This window comes from Methylobacterium sp. 190mf, from assembly GCF_900107945.1.
Taxonomy (GTDB): Bacteria; Pseudomonadota; Alphaproteobacteria; order Rhizobiales; family Beijerinckiaceae; genus Methylobacterium.
Map to the genome: position 1 here is coordinate 91,783 of NZ_FNVI01000014.1, position 15,967 is coordinate 107,749.

At 72.1% G+C, this 15,967-nt stretch carries 14 protein-coding genes; 10 read left to right on the plus strand and 4 right to left on the minus strand.

Translation table 11 applies throughout. From position 1 onward, the window contains the following. Positions 1-68 precede the first annotated feature (68 nt). The gene (locus tag C4T42_RS17770; RefSeq protein ID WP_020094013.1) at positions 69-473 is read right to left on the minus strand and encodes a response regulator; all 405 of its coding nucleotides are present in this window, start codon (positions 471-473) and stop codon (positions 69-71) included. Positions 474-822: 349 nt separating this feature from the next. On the opposite strand from C4T42_RS17770, the gene pal reads away from it, so the two are divergent. The 6 genes from pal (at position 823) to glmM (ending at position 8,108) form a co-directional block, all read left to right on the plus strand. After that, positions 823-1,317, plus strand: a complete 495-nt coding sequence (gene pal / locus C4T42_RS17775) for a peptidoglycan-associated lipoprotein Pal (RefSeq protein ID WP_012321252.1) — start codon at positions 823-825, stop codon at positions 1,315-1,317. Positions 1,318-1,476: 159 nt separating this feature from the next. Then, positions 1,477-2,466 carry a tol-pal system protein YbgF gene (gene ybgF / locus C4T42_RS17780; RefSeq protein WP_020094012.1) on the plus strand — a complete coding sequence of 330 codons (990 nt, stop codon included), beginning with the start codon at positions 1,477-1,479 and terminating at the stop codon, positions 2,464-2,466. Between the two features lie 107 nt (positions 2,467-2,573). After that, positions 2,574-3,611 carry a tRNA lysidine(34) synthetase TilS gene (tilS, locus tag C4T42_RS17785; RefSeq protein ID WP_103985556.1) on the plus strand — a complete coding sequence of 346 codons (1,038 nt, stop codon included), beginning with the start codon at positions 2,574-2,576 and terminating at the stop codon, positions 3,609-3,611. A 48-nt stretch (positions 3,612-3,659) separates the two neighbouring features. Continuing rightward, positions 3,660-5,582 carry an ATP-dependent zinc metalloprotease FtsH gene (ftsH, locus tag C4T42_RS17790; RefSeq protein ID WP_012321255.1) on the plus strand — a complete coding sequence of 641 codons (1,923 nt, stop codon included), beginning with the start codon at positions 3,660-3,662 and terminating at the stop codon, positions 5,580-5,582. A gap of 303 nt (positions 5,583-5,885) precedes the next feature. After that, positions 5,886-6,698 (plus strand): sulfite exporter TauE/SafE family protein, encoded by an 813-nt coding sequence (locus C4T42_RS17795; protein ID WP_103985557.1) that lies wholly within the window; start codon positions 5,886-5,888, stop codon positions 6,696-6,698. Positions 6,699-6,767: 69 nt separating this feature from the next. Further along, a complete protein-coding gene (gene glmM / locus C4T42_RS17800; RefSeq protein ID WP_026605059.1) occupies positions 6,768-8,108 on the plus strand; it encodes a phosphoglucosamine mutase in 1,341 nt (446 codons plus the stop codon). A gap of 50 nt (positions 8,109-8,158) precedes the next feature. On the opposite strand, the gene C4T42_RS17805 is transcribed toward glmM, so the two are convergent. After that, positions 8,159-8,500: an MmcQ/YjbR family DNA-binding protein gene (locus C4T42_RS17805; RefSeq protein ID WP_103985558.1), complete on the minus strand. Its 342-nt coding sequence runs from the start codon at positions 8,498-8,500 to the stop codon at positions 8,159-8,161. Positions 8,501-8,736: 236 nt separating this feature from the next. On the opposite strand from C4T42_RS17805, the gene C4T42_RS17810 reads away from it, so the two are divergent. The 3 genes from C4T42_RS17810 (at position 8,737) to C4T42_RS17820 (ending at position 11,152) form a co-directional block, all read left to right on the plus strand. Next, positions 8,737-9,711, plus strand: a complete 975-nt coding sequence (locus C4T42_RS17810; RefSeq protein ID WP_020094007.1) for an outer membrane beta-barrel protein — start codon at positions 8,737-8,739, stop codon at positions 9,709-9,711. Between the two features lie 275 nt (positions 9,712-9,986). Beyond that, positions 9,987-10,886, plus strand: a complete 900-nt coding sequence (locus tag C4T42_RS17815) for an outer membrane beta-barrel protein (protein WP_020094006.1) — start codon at positions 9,987-9,989, stop codon at positions 10,884-10,886. 26 nt (positions 10,887-10,912) lie between these two features. Continuing rightward, the gene (locus tag C4T42_RS17820) at positions 10,913-11,152 is read left to right on the plus strand and encodes a hypothetical protein (protein WP_026605058.1); all 240 of its coding nucleotides are present in this window, start codon (positions 10,913-10,915) and stop codon (positions 11,150-11,152) included. Between the two features lie 16 nt (positions 11,153-11,168). Here the strand turns inward: C4T42_RS17820 and C4T42_RS17825 are convergent, their stop codons facing one another. Beyond that, a complete protein-coding gene (locus C4T42_RS17825; RefSeq protein ID WP_020094004.1) occupies positions 11,169-11,717 on the minus strand; it encodes an HNH endonuclease in 549 nt (182 codons plus the stop codon). Positions 11,718-12,238: 521 nt separating this feature from the next. On the opposite strand from C4T42_RS17825, the gene C4T42_RS17830 reads away from it, so the two are divergent. Next, positions 12,239-14,950, plus strand: a complete 2,712-nt coding sequence (locus C4T42_RS17830; protein ID WP_103985559.1) for a DUF3772 domain-containing protein — start codon at positions 12,239-12,241, stop codon at positions 14,948-14,950. On the opposite strand, the gene C4T42_RS17835 is transcribed toward C4T42_RS17830, so the two are convergent. Next, positions 14,903-15,853 (minus strand): GGDEF domain-containing protein, encoded by a 951-nt coding sequence (locus C4T42_RS17835; RefSeq protein WP_244603222.1) that lies wholly within the window; start codon positions 15,851-15,853, stop codon positions 14,903-14,905. The two genes, C4T42_RS17830 and C4T42_RS17835, sit on opposite strands and share 48 nt — an antisense overlap. Positions 15,854-15,967: the final 114 nt, after the last annotated feature.

A 15,967-nucleotide genomic window follows, 5' to 3' on the forward strand; every position in this document is an offset into this window, starting at 1 on the left:
CGGGGCGTCCGGCCGGCAGACCCGTCGCTGCGCCCGCGATGACGGACCGGCTGGGATGGGTCCGTGACTCAGCCCGCCGCGCAGAGCCGGCTCTCGGAGCCGGCCTCGCCCAGGCCCTCGACCATCATCCGGACCAGGCGGTTAACCTCCTGCATCTGGAAGGGCTTGCGCAGGAACAGGCTGCCCGGCACGCCGCTGCGGCCGTGCGTGTCCGTCGAGGTGTAGACCACCGGCCGGTCCGGATGGATCGCCCGGAAGGCGTGGGCCACCGTCCAGCCGTCGATCAGCCCGGGCAGGTGGATGTCGGTGAACAGCCAGTCGATCGCCGCACCCCGGTCGCGCAGGACGGTCAGCGCAGCTTCGCCCGTCGAGGCTTCGATCACCCGGATGCCGTGCGTCTCGCACAGGCTCGCGACGATCTCGAGGAGCAGGTAGCTGTCCTCGACGATGAGGACGCTCTGGGCGGGGCGCATGCGGGAGGTCCGGTCTTCGGCCCGCCGATAAGGGACCGATAGGGTTGAGGATCTCTTAAAGCCCGGCCCGCGACCGTTACCGGCGGAGGCCCGGCGCCTGTTGCAGCGCCGCAACCGAGGCGGCCGAAATGGCGCGTCGCGGCCCGCCGCCCCGCCGCCGCCGCATTCCGGGCGCGTCCGGGTGCGTCAGCGCACGCCGTCGATCGGTGCGGACCGTCACCACGCTCCCGCGCCGCCCGGCGGAACCGTCGCTTAACCAACCCCGCCTACCAACGGCGCCAGGATTACGCGGACCCGCCTCGAAGACCAGCAGCCGGCCTTCGGCACCGCTCGAGGAGTTTTTCAGACCATGCCCCAGCGTTTCCGCGCCGCCGCCCTCGGCCTCGCACTCGTGGCCGCCCTCGGCCTGGGCGCCTGCAGCAACGACAAGGACCTCGCCGACGCCTCCGCCTTCGGGGCGGGCGCCGCCACCCCGGGCAGCGCGCAGGACTTCGTCGTCAATATCGGCGACCGGGTCTTCTTCGAGTCGGACTCCACCGACCTGACGCCGACCGCGACCGCGACCCTCGACAAGCAGGCCGCGTGGCTGCAGCGCTACCCGCGCTACACCTTCATCATCGAGGGCCACGCCGACGAGCGCGGCACCCGCGAGTACAACTTCTCCCTCGGCGCCCGCCGGGCCCAGGCGGTGAACGACTACCTCGCCACCCGCGGCATCGCGGCGAGCCGGATGCGGACCGTGTCGTACGGCAAGGAGCGGCCGGTGGCGGTGTGCAACGACATCTCCTGCTGGTCGCAGAACCGCCGCGCGGTGATCGTCCTCGACCGCGGCGCCGGCGCGTAGGCCGCCGCGCGAACGACCCCGGAGGCGGCTCTCGGCCGCCGCCTCCGATCGATGCTCTCGATCACGGCCTTCGATCACTCCTTCGACCCGCGCCGCAGTTTTGCCGCGGTGCGGCGCATCTGATAGGGCCTCGCGCCGACACCGGACCGCAGCCGTACCATGCCCGCCCGCCTTCGCACCCGCCTCGCCCTCGCCACCGCCGTCGGTGCCGTGCTCCTCGCCCACCCGGCCGCCGCGCAGGACGCTTCGGAACTGGTGGTGCGCCTCGGCCGCATCGAGAACCAGTCCCGGATGATGGCCGGGCAGATCGAGACCCTCCAGTACGAGAACCGCCAGCTCAAGGAGCAGCTGCGCAAGTTCCAGGAGGACGTCGAGTACCGCCTTAACGAGGGCAAGGGCGGCAAACCCTCGGCCGCGCCCGCGCCGTCGGGGCCCGTCAACGGCGGCAATCCGGGCGCCGGCCGCCCCGGGAAGCGCGGCGACGCCTTTGACCCGTCGCAGGCCCCCGGCGCCCCGGGCGCCCCGATGCAGCTCGGCAGCACGCAGCCCTCCGCGCCGCTGCCGCCCCGCGAGGCTGAGGAGGCCGCCGAGGCGGCGCCCCGGCCGCAGCGCCTGCCCCAGGGCGCGCTCAACGAGTCCGGCGAGGACGACTCGGAGGCCGGGACCTCCGGTTACGACGAGCCCGTGGACCTGCGGCCGCCGGCCCGGACCGGGGCGATCCCGGCGCGGCCCTCCGAGAGCGTGGCGGCGACCCGGACCGGAGATCCGGCCGCCGATTTCGACGCCGCGGTCGAGCTGTACCGTGCCAAGCAGTACGAGCAGGCCGAGATGGGCCTGCGCCAGTTCATCCAGTCGCACCCGCGCGACAACCGCGTCGCCGGCGCGACCTACTGGCTCGGCGAGAGCTACCTCGCCCGCGGCCGCAACCGCGAGGCCGCCGAGCAGTTCCTGAAGGTCTCGACCGACTACGCCCGCTCCGCCCAGGCCCCCGACGCCATGCTGAAGCTCGGCGTCACGCTCAACGCGCTCGGCGCCCGCGAGCAGGCCTGCGCGACCCTGGCCGAGCTGGACCGGAAGTTCCCGAATGCCGGCACCGGCGTCCGCCAGGGCGTCGCCCGCGAGCAGAAGCGCGCCCGCTGCGGCGCCTGAGCGTCTCGGGCGCTCTGAGCGACTCGGGCGACTCGGGCGACTCGGGCAACCCGGTCCTCGGCGCCCTCCGCCCCTGGCTCGACCGGGCCGCGCGCGGCGGGCGGGGCGTGCTCCTCGCCGTCTCGGGCGGTCCCGATTCGAGCGCCCTGATGCACGCCGCCGCGTGCCTGCGCGACGCGACCGGCGCGTCCCTGCGCGTGGCGACCGTCGATCACGGCCTGCGGCCGGAATCCGGCGCGGAGGCCGAGGGCGTCGGCCGCGCCGCCCGGGCGCTGGACCTGCCCCACGCGACCCTGACCTGGACGGGCGCGAAGCCCGGCACCGGCCTGCAGGACGCGGCCCGCACCGCCCGCTACGCACTCCTCGCCGCCCATGCCGGGGCGGTCGGCGCCGGGCTCGTGCTGACGGGCCACACGCGGGATGACCAGGCCGAGACGGTGCTGATCCGGCTCGCGGCCGGCAGCGGCCCCGCGGGGCTCGCCGGCATGCGCGCCGAGCGGGACCTCGGTCCCGGCCTCACCCTCGGGCGCCCGTTCCTGCACCTGCCGAAGGCGAGCCTGGAGGCGTGGTGCGCGGCGCGCGGCATCGGGTATCTGCGCGATCCCGCCAACGGCGACCCGCGCTTCGCCCGCGGCCGCCTGCGCACGGCCTGGCCGGCCCTGGAGCGCGAGGGCCTGACCCGGGCGCGCCTCGCCCGGCTCGCCGAGCGCGCCGCCCGCGACGAGGCCGCGCTCCGGGGCGCGGCCGAGCAGGCCCTCGACGGGGCGCTCCGGCCCGGGTCGGAGACGGGCGCGGGCCTGCGCCTCGACGGGCGCGCCCTGGCGGCCCTGCCGGACGCCGTGGCCCTGCGCTGCCTGGATCTCGCCCTGGCCCGGGCCGGCGCGGCGCCGCGCCGCCTCGAGCGCCTCGAGGCCCTCGTCCTCGAATCGCTCCTGCCGGCCCTGCGCCGCCGGGAGCCGGTCCGCCGCACCCTCGCGGGGATCCTCGTCGCCGCCGACGCGGGCGGGGGCGTGAGCCTCGCCCCGGCGCCGCCACGCCGGCACGGACCCGCAGGTGCTGCCCTCGCCGCAGGGTCTCCCGACTTACTTGGCAAGGGAGAGCCCCCCGCCTACATTGGCGGAGTGTGCACGGATGGACCGGAATAGCCGCGTGGCGGGTCCGTCCTGGGGGTCGCACGCGCCAGGGATTGATCGATGAACCCGAATTTTCGCAACTTTGCCTTGTGGGTCGTCATCTTCCTGCTGGTGCTGGCCCTCGTCACCCTGTTCCAGAACCCGGGTCACCGGGGCGGCGGCAGCGAGATCGCCTACAGCCAGCTCCTGAACGACGCCGATGCCGGCAAGATCCAGTCGGTGGTGATCTCGGGGCAGGACGTGTCCGGCACCTACGTGGGCGGCGGCAACTTCACGAGCTACGCGCCCAACGACCCGAGCCTGGTCTCCAAGCTCCAGGGCAAGGGCGTGCAGATCACCGCCCGCCCGCCGTCCGACAACACCCCCTGGTTCATCCAGCTCCTCGTGAGCTGGCTGCCGATCCTCGTCTTCATCGGCGCCTGGATCTTCCTCTCGCGCCAGATGCAGTCCGGCGCCGGCCGCGCCATGGGCTTCGGCAAGTCGAAGGCCAAGCTCCTGAACGAGGCCCACGGCCGGGTGTCGTTCGACGACGTCGCCGGCGTCGAGGAGGCCAAGGAGGATCTCCAGGAGATCGTCGAGTTCCTGCGCGACCCGCAGAAGTTCCAGCGGCTCGGCGGCCGGATCCCGCGCGGCGTGCTGCTCGTCGGCCCGCCCGGCACCGGTAAGACCCTGATCGCCCGGGCGGTCGCGGGCGAGGCCAACGTGCCGTTCTTCACCATCTCGGGTTCCGACTTCGTCGAGATGTTCGTGGGCGTCGGCGCCAGCCGCGTGCGCGACATGTTCGAGCAGGCCAAGAAGAACGCGCCCTGCATCATCTTCATCGACGAGATCGACGCGGTCGGCCGCCACCGCGGCGCCGGCCTCGGCGGCGGCAACGACGAGCGCGAGCAGACCCTCAACCAGCTCCTCGTGGAGATGGACGGGTTCGAGGCCAATGAGGGCGTCATCATCATCGCGGCGACCAACCGCCCCGACGTGCTCGACCCGGCGCTGCTGCGTCCCGGCCGCTTCGACCGCCAGATCATGGTGCCGAACCCGGACGTCACCGGCCGCGAGCGCATCCTGCGTGTCCACGTCCGCAAGGTGCCGCTGGCCCCCGACGTCGACCTCAAGACCATCGCGCGCGGCACCCCGGGCTTCTCGGGCGCCGACTTGATGAACCTCGTCAACGAATCGGCGCTCCTCGCCGCTCGACGCGGAAAACGCATCGTGACGATGCACGAGTTCGAGGACGCCAAGGACAAGGTCATGATGGGCGCCGAGCGGCGCACCCTCGTGATGACCGAGGACGAGAAGCGGCTCACCGCCTACCACGAGGGCGGCCACGCCATCGTGGCGCTGAACGTCCCGGCCACCGACCCGGTGCACAAGGCGACCATCATCCCGCGCGGTCGGGCGCTGGGCATGGTCATGCAGCTGCCCGAGCGCGACAAGCTCTCCATGAGCTTCGAGCAGATGACCTCGCGGCTGGCGATCATGATGGGCGGCCGCATCGCTGAGGAGATGATCTTCGGGCGCGAGAAGGTGACCTCGGGCGCGCAGTCGGACATCGAGCAGGCGACGCGGCTCGCCAAGATGATGGTGACCCGCTGGGGCTTCAGCCCCGAGCTCGGCACCGTCGCGTACGGCGACAACAACGACGAGGTCTTCCTCGGCATGTCGATGGGCCGGCAGCAATCGGTCTCCGAGTCGACCGCCCAGAAGATCGACGCCGAGGTCCGCCGCCTCGTGGAGACCGGCCTGGAGGAGGCGCGCCGCATCCTGGCCGAGCACAAGGACGACCTGGAGGCCCTGGCCCAGGGGCTCCTCGAGTACGAGACCCTCTCGGGCGAGGAGATCCGCAACCTGCTCAAGGGCCAGCCCCCGATCCGCGACGGCGGCGACGTGCCGCCGACCCCGGCCCGGGGCTCCTCGGTCCCCTCGGCGGGCCGCGGCCGGCCGAAGGAGAGCGACGGCGGCCTGGAGCCGCAGCCGCAGGCCTGAGGTCGCGGAATCGGACGAGCGAAGGGGGCGCCGCGAGGCGCCCTTTTTCGTTCCGTGCGGCCTCCTTCGACGCGCGTGCGGATTTGGTGCGCTTTCAGGACGCTGTCAGGACCGCGCGTGGGGCCGCGTCGCGCTCCCTCATCAGCGGCGGCGTTCGCCGGCGACGCGTGATCGTCGCCGCGTCTCCCGTGACAAACCGGCCCTCCTGTCGGCGGATCGCGCGCGTCAGCTTGGCCGGAGGCTCCGCGGACTCCGCCGAATCGGAAACACAGGTCCCTTCCACAGGCCGCCGCGAAACCCCCGATGCCGGTCTCGACCTATCTCGTCGTCGCCCTCGGCGCCGTCGTCGCCGGCTTCGTCCAGGGCCTGTCGGGCTTCGGCTTCGGCCTCACGGCCCTGTCGTTCTGGGCCTGGGTGATCGACCCGCAGCTCGCCGCCGTGCTGGCCGTCTCCGGCGCCTTCACGGGCCAGGTCATCGCGGCGGTCTCGGTCCGGCGCGGGTTCGAGACTAGGCGCCTCGCGCCCTTCGTCCTCGGCGGCCTCGCCGGCATCCCCCTCGGCGTCCTCCTGCTGCCGCGGCTCGACGCCGACTGGTTCAAGACGCTCCTCGGCCTCCTGCTGATGGTCTGGTGCCCGGCCATGCTGTTCGCCCGGAACCTACCGCGGATCGCGGCCGGCGGCCGGCTCGCCGACGCCGCGGTGGGCCTCGGCGGCGGGATGATGGGCGGGCTCGGCGGCTTCACGGGCATGCTGCCGACCCTCTGGTGCACCCTGCGCCGCTACGAGCGCGACGTGCAGCGCTCGGTGATCCAGAACTTCAACCTCGCGATGCTCAGCGTCACCCTGGCGACCTACCTCGCCGCGGGGCTCGTCACCCGGGCGACGCTGCCGATCCTGGCGGTGGTCCTGCCGGCGATGCTGGTCCCGACGCTGCTCGGCACCCGGATCTATCTCGGCCTCAGCGAGGTCGCCTTCCGCCGGCTCGTGCTCGGCTTGCTGACCGTCTCGGGCCTCGCGCTGGTTTCGGCCTCGGCGCCGTGGCTCCTGCAGCGCGCCGGGCGCCCCATTTCGACCGCCTTTGTCGGGGAGCACCCCGTTGACTCTGCCGGCCGGTGAGCCGCCGGCGGGCGCGATAATCTGCTAAGCTGTGCCGGGTCCGCGAGACCGGGCGCCGGAGACGTGATGGTGCGCAAGTATTTCGGAACCGACGGCATCCGGGGTCGGGCCAACGGCGTGATCACGCCGGAGCTCGCCCTCAAGGTCGGTCAGGCCGCCGGCCTCGTGTTCCAGCGCGGCGACCACCGCCACCGGGTGGTGATCGGCAAGGACACCCGCCTCTCGGGCTACATGATCGAGACCGCGCTCGTCGCCGGCTTCACCTCGGTGGGCATGGACGTGCTCCTGCTCGGGCCGGTGCCGACGCCGGCCGTGGCGATGCTGACCCGCTCGATGCGGGCCGATCTCGGCGTGATGATCTCGGCCTCGCACAACCCGTTCGAGGACAACGGCATCAAGCTGTTCGGGCCCGACGGCTTCAAGCTCAACGACGCGATCGAGCACGAGATCGAGGGGCTGATCGACGCCGACATGCACAAGCGCCTCTCCGGCTCGAACGACCTCGGCCGGGCCAAGCGCATCGAGAGCGTGCACGCCCGCTACATCGAGTTCGCCAAGCGCACCCTCCCGCGGCAGGTGACGCTGGACGGGCTGCGGGTCGTGGTCGACTGCGCCAACGGCGCGGCCTACCGGGTCGCCCCCGAGACCCTGTGGGAGCTCGGCGCCGAGGTGATCGCCATCGGCACCGAGCCGGACGGGTTCAACATCAACCGGGATGTCGGCTCGACCGCGCCCGCGGCCCTGATCGACATGGTGCGCGAGCGCCGGGCCGATATCGGCATCGCGCTGGACGGCGACGCCGACCGGGTGCTGATCGTGGACGAGAAGGGCCAGGTGGTCGACGGTGACCAGCTCATGGCCGTCGTGGCGCGCTCCTGGAAGGAGGACGAGCGCCTGACGCAGCCGGGCGTGGTCGCGACGATCATGTCGAATCTGGGCCTGGAGCGGTTCCTCGGCGGCCTCGGCCTGACCCTGGCCCGCACGGCGGTGGGGGACCGCTACGTCCTCGAGCACATGCGGGCGCACGGCTACAACCTCGGCGGCGAGCAGTCCGGCCACATCATCATGTCGGACTACACGACCACCGGCGACGGCCTCGTGGCCGCCCTGCAGCTGCTGAGCGTGGTGCAGCGGCAGAACCGGCCCGTGAGCGAGGTCTGCCACTGCTTCGACCCGCTGCCGCAGATCCTGAAGAACGTCCGCTACCGGAGCGGCGAGCCCCTGCGCGAGGACAGCGTGGTCAGCGCCATCGAGCACGCCCGCGAGCGGCTCGGCAATGCCGGCCGCCTCGTGATCCGCCCCTCGGGCACCGAGCCGGTGATCCGCGTCATGGCCGAGGGCGACGACCGCGGCCTCGTCAACGCGGTGGTCGACGAGGTGGTCGACGCCGTCACCCGCGCGGCGGCCTGAGGCCGGAGCCCCGGAGGGGCGCGGCTCGACTCCGAAGGGGGCAGCCCGAGTCAGCCCAGATCGGCGTAGGCGGCGCGCAGCCCCGCGGCTGCGGTCATCCGCCACGCCGCCAGCAGCGCCGCCCGCAGAACCTCCTCCGCGCACGGGTCGAGGTCGAGATTGGTCCAGCCCCGCCGCCCCCAGGCGCCGTCGAGCGGCGCGAACAGGTCCGGCTCGGCCTCGCAGAGGGCGGCCTGATCCGCGGGCGCGAGGCGCAGCACGACCCGCGCCTCCTCGACCCAGAGGGTCGCGAAGACCCGGCCGCCGACCCGGAAATCCGGGTTGCCGCTGTGGGCGCCCGCTACCGCCTCGGGCAGCATCAGCGCCAGGATGCGCACGTCGTCGGGTCCCATGCGGCCTCAGCCCCCGCGCCGTCCGGCCCCCACAGAAGAACTGCGCTGACCCCGGCGGCGCAGCGCAGCCGAAACAAGCAAGTCTCGCCCGGATATCCGTTTCGACAGTTCGGCAACGGATGCGCAAGCCTAACATTTAACGTTAAGCCGGATTTAAGACGTTCCTTCCATCCTGCCCTCGTACCCCGGGACCGCGCGCCGCGCGTCCGGCTCACGAGTCCAGTGAAGGAATCCTCATGGCCCGCTCCAAGCTGAACGCTTTGGTGCGTAGCCTGACGCTCGCGGCGAGCGTCGGTGCGCCCTGCCTCGCCGCGGCCGCGGATCTGATGCTCCCGCCGCCCCCGCCCCCGCCGCCCCCGCCGATCGAGGTCGGCGGCGGCTGGTACCTGCGCGGCGACGTGGGCGCGAGCATCTACACCCGTCCGCGCTACAGCGACGCCTACGACTACACCGGCTACGCCGAGTCCAACCGCGCCTTCGGCAACGCGGTCGGCGGCGGCGGTTTCGCGGGCGTCGGCGTCGGCTACCAGTTCACCCCGTTCCTGCGCGGCGACATCACCGGTGAGTACCGCTACTCCACCGGCCTGCGCGGCAGCGAGTACTACAAGGGTCCGGATTTCGACAACGGGCTCGGCTCGTACGGCGTGAACAAGTCGAGCGGCAACTTCGACTCCGCGGTGGTGCTGGCCAACGCCTATTTCGACCTCGGCACGTGGTACGGCATCACGCCGTTCATCGGCGGCGGCGTCGGCTACGCGTTCAACCACGTCTCGAGCTACTCGACCAACCAGCAGTTCACCAGCCCGACCTACGCGTACGATTACACCAATGCCGGCTGCGGCTGCATCCCGTACGCCCCGGTCTACGACCCGAACGGCAATCCGGTCTACAACACCAACAGCGGCAGCAAGTTCTACAAGGACAAGACCACCGGCAGCCTCGCCTGGGCGCTCCACGCCGGTCTCGCCTACAACGTGACCGACGCGCTGAAGATCGAAGTGGCCTACCGCTACCTGAACCTCGGCAAGGCCGAGACCGGCCCGGGCTTCGTCCCGTGCTGCACCGGCAGCCTACAGGCGATCAAGATCAAGGACATCGAGGCGCACGACGTGAAGATCGGCCTGCGCTACTACCTCGGTGGCTTCGTGGCGGCCCCGCTGCCGCCGCTGATGCCTGAGCCGATCCCCGGCCCGCTGGTGCGCAAGTACTGATCGCGCCTCGACCGCGATTCCCCTGACGGACGACGACGGCGCGGAGGGTCTCCGCGCCGTCTCGCGTTTCGGCGCCCCGTCGCGACAGGCTCGGTTCTCGGCCTGTCCTCAGCCCGTCCTTGGCCGACCCAATAACCGCCACGACGTCCCAGGACTGGCATCCCCGGATCGGGACTGACCTATCGCAGTCGAGCAACGGAGAATTAAGGTTACCGGCGTATCACCGTGTCGAGGCTCGATCCGCCGTCCGTCTTTTCCGTCCCAGGACGATCCCGATGCGTACCGTCACTTTCCCGCTGCTGGCGGTTCTCGGTCTCTGCGGCGTGAACACCGCGCGCGCCGCGGATCTGGATTACGATTACCTGCGCGGCGCGGATTACGACCCGGTCCCGGCCCCGGTGGTCGACTGGAGCGGCGTGTATGTCGGCGGCCACGGCGGCTACACCTCCGCGCTCATGGGGAGCAAGGGCGCGTTCCAACCGCTGATCTACCGGGACTCGCACAACACGACGGGTGAGTCCGACTTCCACGCCTCGACGCTCCTTAGCCCGCCATCGCGGCGAGTCGGCGACACGAGTTTCGGCGCCTTCGCGGGCTACAACGTTCAGTTCGACGAGTTCGTCTTCGGCATCGAGGGGGACTACACGAATTTCGGCCGGATGGGCGTGTCGAGCGATGGTCTTGCGCGGACCCAAATGTCGGCCGCCGGCAGCTACGATACCGTGAGCCTGAGTGGATCCACGGCGACGCGGGTCAACGATTACGGCACGCTGCGCGCGCGGGTCGGCTACGCCCTGGGCAATTTCCTGCCCTATGTCACTGGCGGCATCGCCATCGGTCGGGCGCGCGTCGCCGATACGACGAGCTATCAGAACTATGGCTTCAATCTGACGGCCTACAACGCGACTCTGGCCGGGACGCCGACCTACGTGAACAATTACGGCTACACGAGCTTCAACCAGAGCGCGCCCTACAACGGGACCCCGTTCACCTCGATCCAGACGCAGTCGAGGACCAAGGTCACCGCCGGCGTGGCGGCGGGAGCGGGCGTCGAGTACGCGATCACGCCGAACATCCTCCTGCGCGCCGAGTATCAGTACGTGCTGTTCAGCAGTTTCGACGGGCACAAGGTCAACCTGAACACCGTCCGGGCCGGCGCGGCCGTCAAGTTCTGATGCCGCGCTTCGGCGGGAGCCTGTTCATGCAGCACGCACGCACCATCCGGCTCACCGTCCTGCTGCTCGGTGCCGGCCCGCTCCTCGACCCCGCCGTCGCGGCGGATTGGCCGCGCGACCCGCATCCGCCGCGCAGCGTTCGATACCGGAGTCCGGTGCCGTCCGTTCCCGCCGTCCCCCCGCCCGTGCTGGTGCGGGGCTACCTGCCGCGCAACCACAACGTCCCGATGTACAACGAGCCGCCCCGCCGCGAGCCGGCCTGGTGAGGCCTCCGCGCCGCCCTCAGCTCTCCAGCTCGCTGTCCCAGTACAGGTAGTCGAGCCAGGTGTGATGGTATTGGCGGTGATCGAACTCGGGCTGCCGGTGGTGCAGCTCGTAGCGCGTCGGCCGCCGGGGCTCGGTCATCAGCGGCATGTCCGCCTCGTCCGGCGTGCGGTTGGCCTTGCGCAGGTTGCAGGGCGAGCAGGCCGCCACGACGTTCTCCCAGCTCGACAGGCCGCCCCGGGAGCGCGGCACCACGTGGTCGAAGGTCAGGCCGCCCGAGGGCAGCCGCAGGCCGCAATACTGGCAGCTGAAACCGTCGCGCAGGTAGATGTTGTAGCGGGTGAAGGCCGGGCTGCGGGCCAACGCCACGTAGTTCTTCAGCGCCACGACGCTCGGCACCCGCAGGGCGCGCGAGGGCGAGCGCGCCTCGACGTCGTAGCTCGCCACCAGGGTGACGCGGTCGAGGAACAGGGCCGTGAAGGCGTCCTTCCACGACCAGAGGGAGAGCGGATTGTACGAGAGCGGCCGATAATCCGCGTTGAGGACGAGGGTTTGGAGATCCATCATCGGCGCGACTCTTCGGACTAGCTCTGGCGCGTGGGACGCGCGGGACCATGCCGCCGCCCCGCCGGCCCGTCCGAACCGGCCCGGGGCCGATGCAGGACGGGCCGGCGCGCGGAGCGACGGCTTGACGGGAGAGACGGAGGGAACAACAGGGCGGCGGGCCGGCGCGCGGGGGCGCCGGTCGATGCGGTAGCATCCGGAACGCGGCCGGGCCGGGCCGGTATCGCCACCGGCCGCGCCCTTTCGCGTAGCAACGAAAAGGCCCTGTCCATCAGGTGTTCATCTAATCCCAGCGTGACACCCTTGTGAAGCTTTTCCGGATGAGCCCCGGGGACGCACCCACAGCGGGCTCGCGGGGGTGGGACCCGGCGCGGGATCCGGCCCGGGGTGGGCAGCGGCACGGTTTCGCCCTATTGCTCGCCCAGAGCGCCCGGCCGCCAGGAGGCCCGCCCGGTCCCCGATCGCCGCCGATTCGCCGATGCCGGACTCCGGCCGGCCGCCGCGCGCCCGACGAGAGGTTGCTCATGCATCGTATCCCAGCGCGGACCCGGAAGCCGGAGGGCGCGCCGCGCCCGTCCCGCGCACTCGCCCTGCTCGCCGCGCTGGTGTTCGCAACCCCGGCGGCCCTGACCCTGCCGGCCTTCGCCCAGGATCCGGCGCCCGCCGCCAAGTCTTCCGATCAGAAGCCCGCTGATCACAAGTCCGCCGACACCAAGGCCGCGCCCGACGCCAAGCCCGCGGACGGCAAGGCGCCCGACGCGAAGGCGCCCGACGCGAAACCCGCCGACGCGAAGCCCGCGCCCGCCGCCATGGCCGAGGTTCCCGAGCAGTTCAAGAAGGTCCGAGCCAAGCTCGACGCCGCCAAGACCGAGCTCGACGCCCGCGAGAAGCAGCTCGGCCACACGGAGCTGACGGTGGCCGACCTCACCGCCATCCGCGACAGCGCCGTGACGGTTACCGACGAGATCCGCACCCTGGTCACCCGGCTCGACGCGCCGCTGGAGGCCGCGCGCGAGCGCCTGGCTCAGCTCGGGCCGAAACCCAAGGATACCCAGGAGAGCGCCGACGTCGCCGCCGAGCGCGCCGAGCGCGAGGCCGCCGTCACCCGCATCGACGAGACCCAGCGCCTCGCCCGCTCCCTGGTGGTGCAGGGTGACCAGATCGTCGACCGCGTCTCGAATCGCCGCCGTGAATCGTTCACCCGCGACCTGCTCCAGCGCTCCCAGCCGCTGGTCGGCCCCGGTCTCTGGACCAAGGTGATGGGCGACGTCCCCCGGGACACGCGCGCCCTGCAGAGCGCCGTGTCGGATATCGGGCTGCTGTTTTCCCGCAACGGCAACCTCGCCAACCTGCTGTTCTTGGGGCTCGCCTTCGGGATCTCGGTGGCGCTGTATTTCGGCCGGCGCAACATCGCCCCCAAGGGCGCCCGCCGGGACGCCACCAAGACCGACCCGTCGCGGCGCGCCGTGATGCTCGCCGCCTGGCGGGTGATCCTGCTCGGCACCGTGCCGGCCGTGGCCGGGTCCTACGCGGTCTACTACGCCCTCGATTCCACCAACCTGCTGCCGTCCCGGCTCCTGCCGGTCGCCGCCGCGATCCTCGGAGGGCTGGCCTTCATCGCCTTCGTGGAGGCCCTCTGCGACGGGCTGCTCAGCCCCGAGAAGCCGGCGTGGCGGCCCGCCCCGGTGAGCGACGCGGCGGCCACGCGCCTGACCCGGCTCGCCGTCGGCATCGCCACGGTGATCACCGTGGTGAAGTCCGTCGAGGCCCTGAATTCCGGGATCTCGGCGGCCCTGCCGATCTCCATCGCCACGCGGGGCATCGGGGCGGTCGCCACCGCGCTGATCCTCGCGGTCGGCCTCCACCGGTTCGCCGACACCGAGCAGGAGGAGGAGGCCTGCTTCGGCCCCTACGTGCCGACCAAGACCACGACGGGCATCGGCGGGCCGGCGCGGCTCCTGGGCTGGGCCGCGGTGGCGCTGATCGGGCTCGGCGCGCTGGTGGGCTACGTGGCCTTCGCGGCCTTCCTGATCGACCAGCTGATCTGGGACGCCGCGGTCCTCGTGCTGCTCTACCTGCTGGTCCAGAGCGTCGACATCTTCGTCGGCCGCGCGCTCAGCGACGAGACGCGGCTCGCCACCACGCTCCAGGCCAATACCGGCCTGCGCAAGCGCTCGCTCAACCAGATCTCGGTCCTGACGACCGGCGCGACCCGGCTCATCCTGTTCCTGGCGGCGGCGGTCCTCGTGCTGGCGCCCTGGGGGCTCGATTCCACCGACATCGTCTCGTCGGTCCGGCAGGCCTTCTTCGGCTTCAAGGTCGGCGATGTCACGATCTCGCTCTCCAGCATCGCCTTCGGGATCGGCATCCTGGTGGTCGGCGTGTTCATCACCCGCGGGGTGCAGCGCTGGCTGGAGAACACCTACCTGCCGGCCACCGACCTCGACGCGGGCCTGCGCAACTCGATCACCACGGTGGCGGGCTATTGCGGCTTCCTGATCGCGCTGGCGCTGGCCTTCTCGTATCTCGGCCTGAGCCTGGAGAAGCTCACCATCGTGGCCGGCGCCCTGTCGGTCGGTATCGGTTTCGGCCTCCAGTCGATCGTCAACAACTTCGTCTCCGGCCTGCTGCTCCTGTGGGAGCGCCCGATCCGGGTCGGCGACCAGGTGGTGATCGGCGATTCCGAGGGCATCGTGAAGCGGATCTCGGTGCGCTCCACCGAGATCCAGACCTTCGACCGCTCGGCCGTGATCGTGCCGAACTCGAACCTGATCTCCGGGGTGGTGAAGAACCGGGTGCGGGGCGATCGGACCGGGCGCGTCAGCATCACGGTCAGCGTCCTGCGCAACCAGGACCCGGTGCGCGCCGCCGAGATGATCACGGCCTGCGCGCAGGGTCATTCCGACGTCCTGAAGGAGCCCCCGCCCCGGGTGGTGTTCAAGAAGATCGGCGACCCGTTCCTGGAATTCGAGCTGCTCGTCTGGATCGTGGACGTGAGCCTCGGCCAGAAGGTGGTGACCGACCTGAACTTCTCGGTGTTCGCGACCCTCTCGGAGGCGGGTTTCATCCCGCCGCTCGGGCCCGGCTCCAGCATCGTCACCGTGCAGGGCCTCGACACGATGCAGAGCGCGATGGGCGAGATCGCCAGCCGCTTCATCCAGCCGGCGCCGGTCCCCGAGGGCGGCGAATCAGTCCGGCCCCAGCGCGACCGCGGCCTGCGCAGCGCCGGCGCCTGACCGGCCGCCGCCGAGGGCGATCCGGACGGCGTTCCCGCCCGCGTCCTTGGCGGCGTAGAGCGCCGCGTCCGCCCGGCCGAACAGCCGGGCGCGGCCGCCGCGCCCGGCGGACATCGCCGCGGCGTCTGCCACCGCGATCCCCACGGAGGCGCCGATCCGCAACTCCCGGCCGCGATACGGGATCGGCCGGCTCAGGGCGGCGACGACGCGCCGGCCGCGCTCCACCAGCGCGAGCGGGTCGACGGGCGCCCGCAGGAGCACGGCGAACTCGTCGCCGCCGATGCGGGCCACGAGGGCCGCGTCCCGGCAGACGGCGGCGAGCCGCGCGGCCGAGCGCCGGAGGCACAGGTCGCCGGCCGCGTGGCCGTGGACGTCGTTGACCGGCTTGAACCCGTCGAGGTCGATCAGCAGCAGGGCGGCGAGGGGATCCGGACCGGCGCCGTCCGTGCCGGCCTCGAACCGCGCCTCGAATCGCGCCTCGAAGCCGCGGCGGTTCGCCAGCCCGGTGAGCGGGTCGCACTCGGCGCGCCGGCTCAGCTCGGCCAGCCGGGCGATCTCCTCGGTGACGTCCTGCTTGGTTCCGAACAGGCGGGCGGGGCGCCCGTCCTCGGTCTCGACCGCGGCGCGGATCCGGATCCAGCGCCGCCGGCTCCCGGCCTGGATCTCGGCGTCGAGCACGAAGGCGCCGCTCCCGGCGATCGCCCGGTGCCGGAGCGCTTCCAGCAGGCGCCGCGAGGTCGGCTCGTAGAGGTCCAGGATCCGGGGCCGGTGCAGCGCCGCGCCCCGGGGGACGCCGAACAGGTCGTGGACGCCCCCGGACCAGTCGAGGGCGCCGTCGCGCAGGCGGCAGGACCAGAGGCCCATCCCGGCGGCCGCCAGGGCACGCTCCTGCCGCGCCAGCATGCCGGCCTGCTGGCGGAGGATCGTCCGCTGGAGGGCGCGCGCGGCCGCGGCCTCCGACGCCGCCTCAGACGCTGCCGACGGGTCCGCGCACCCGCCGACGGATCGGTCGCGGGG

Excerpts from the sequence above, each read along its gene's own strand:
- C4T42_RS17815 (WP_020094006.1), top strand. The coding sequence starts at position 9,987 with ATGCGTACCGTCACTTTCCCGCTGCTGGCGGTTCTCGGTCTCTGCGGC.
- C4T42_RS17805 (WP_103985558.1), bottom strand. The coding sequence starts at position 8,500 with ATGGGACCCGACGACGTGCGCATCCTGGCGCTGATGCTGCCCGAGGCG.
- C4T42_RS17830 (WP_103985559.1), top strand. The coding sequence starts at position 12,239 with ATGCATCGTATCCCAGCGCGGACCCGGAAGCCGGAGGGCGCGCCGCGC.
- ybgF (WP_020094012.1), top strand. The coding sequence starts at position 1,477 with ATGCCCGCCCGCCTTCGCACCCGCCTCGCCCTCGCCACCGCCGTCGGT.
- C4T42_RS17820 (WP_026605058.1), top strand. The coding sequence starts at position 10,913 with ATGCAGCACGCACGCACCATCCGGCTCACCGTCCTGCTGCTCGGTGCC.
- ftsH (WP_012321255.1), top strand. The coding sequence starts at position 3,660 with ATGAACCCGAATTTTCGCAACTTTGCCTTGTGGGTCGTCATCTTCCTG.
- C4T42_RS17810 (WP_020094007.1), top strand. The coding sequence starts at position 8,737 with ATGGCCCGCTCCAAGCTGAACGCTTTGGTGCGTAGCCTGACGCTCGCG.
- C4T42_RS17835 (WP_244603222.1), bottom strand. The coding sequence starts at position 15,853 with ATGCTGGCGCGGCAGGAGCGTGCCCTGGCGGCCGCCGGGATGGGCCTC.
- C4T42_RS17770 (WP_020094013.1), bottom strand. The coding sequence starts at position 473 with ATGCGCCCCGCCCAGAGCGTCCTCATCGTCGAGGACAGCTACCTGCTC.
- pal (WP_012321252.1), top strand. The coding sequence starts at position 823 with ATGCCCCAGCGTTTCCGCGCCGCCGCCCTCGGCCTCGCACTCGTGGCC.
- C4T42_RS17795 (WP_103985557.1), top strand. The coding sequence starts at position 5,886 with ATGCCGGTCTCGACCTATCTCGTCGTCGCCCTCGGCGCCGTCGTCGCC.
- C4T42_RS17825 (WP_020094004.1), bottom strand. The coding sequence starts at position 11,717 with ATGATGGATCTCCAAACCCTCGTCCTCAACGCGGATTATCGGCCGCTC.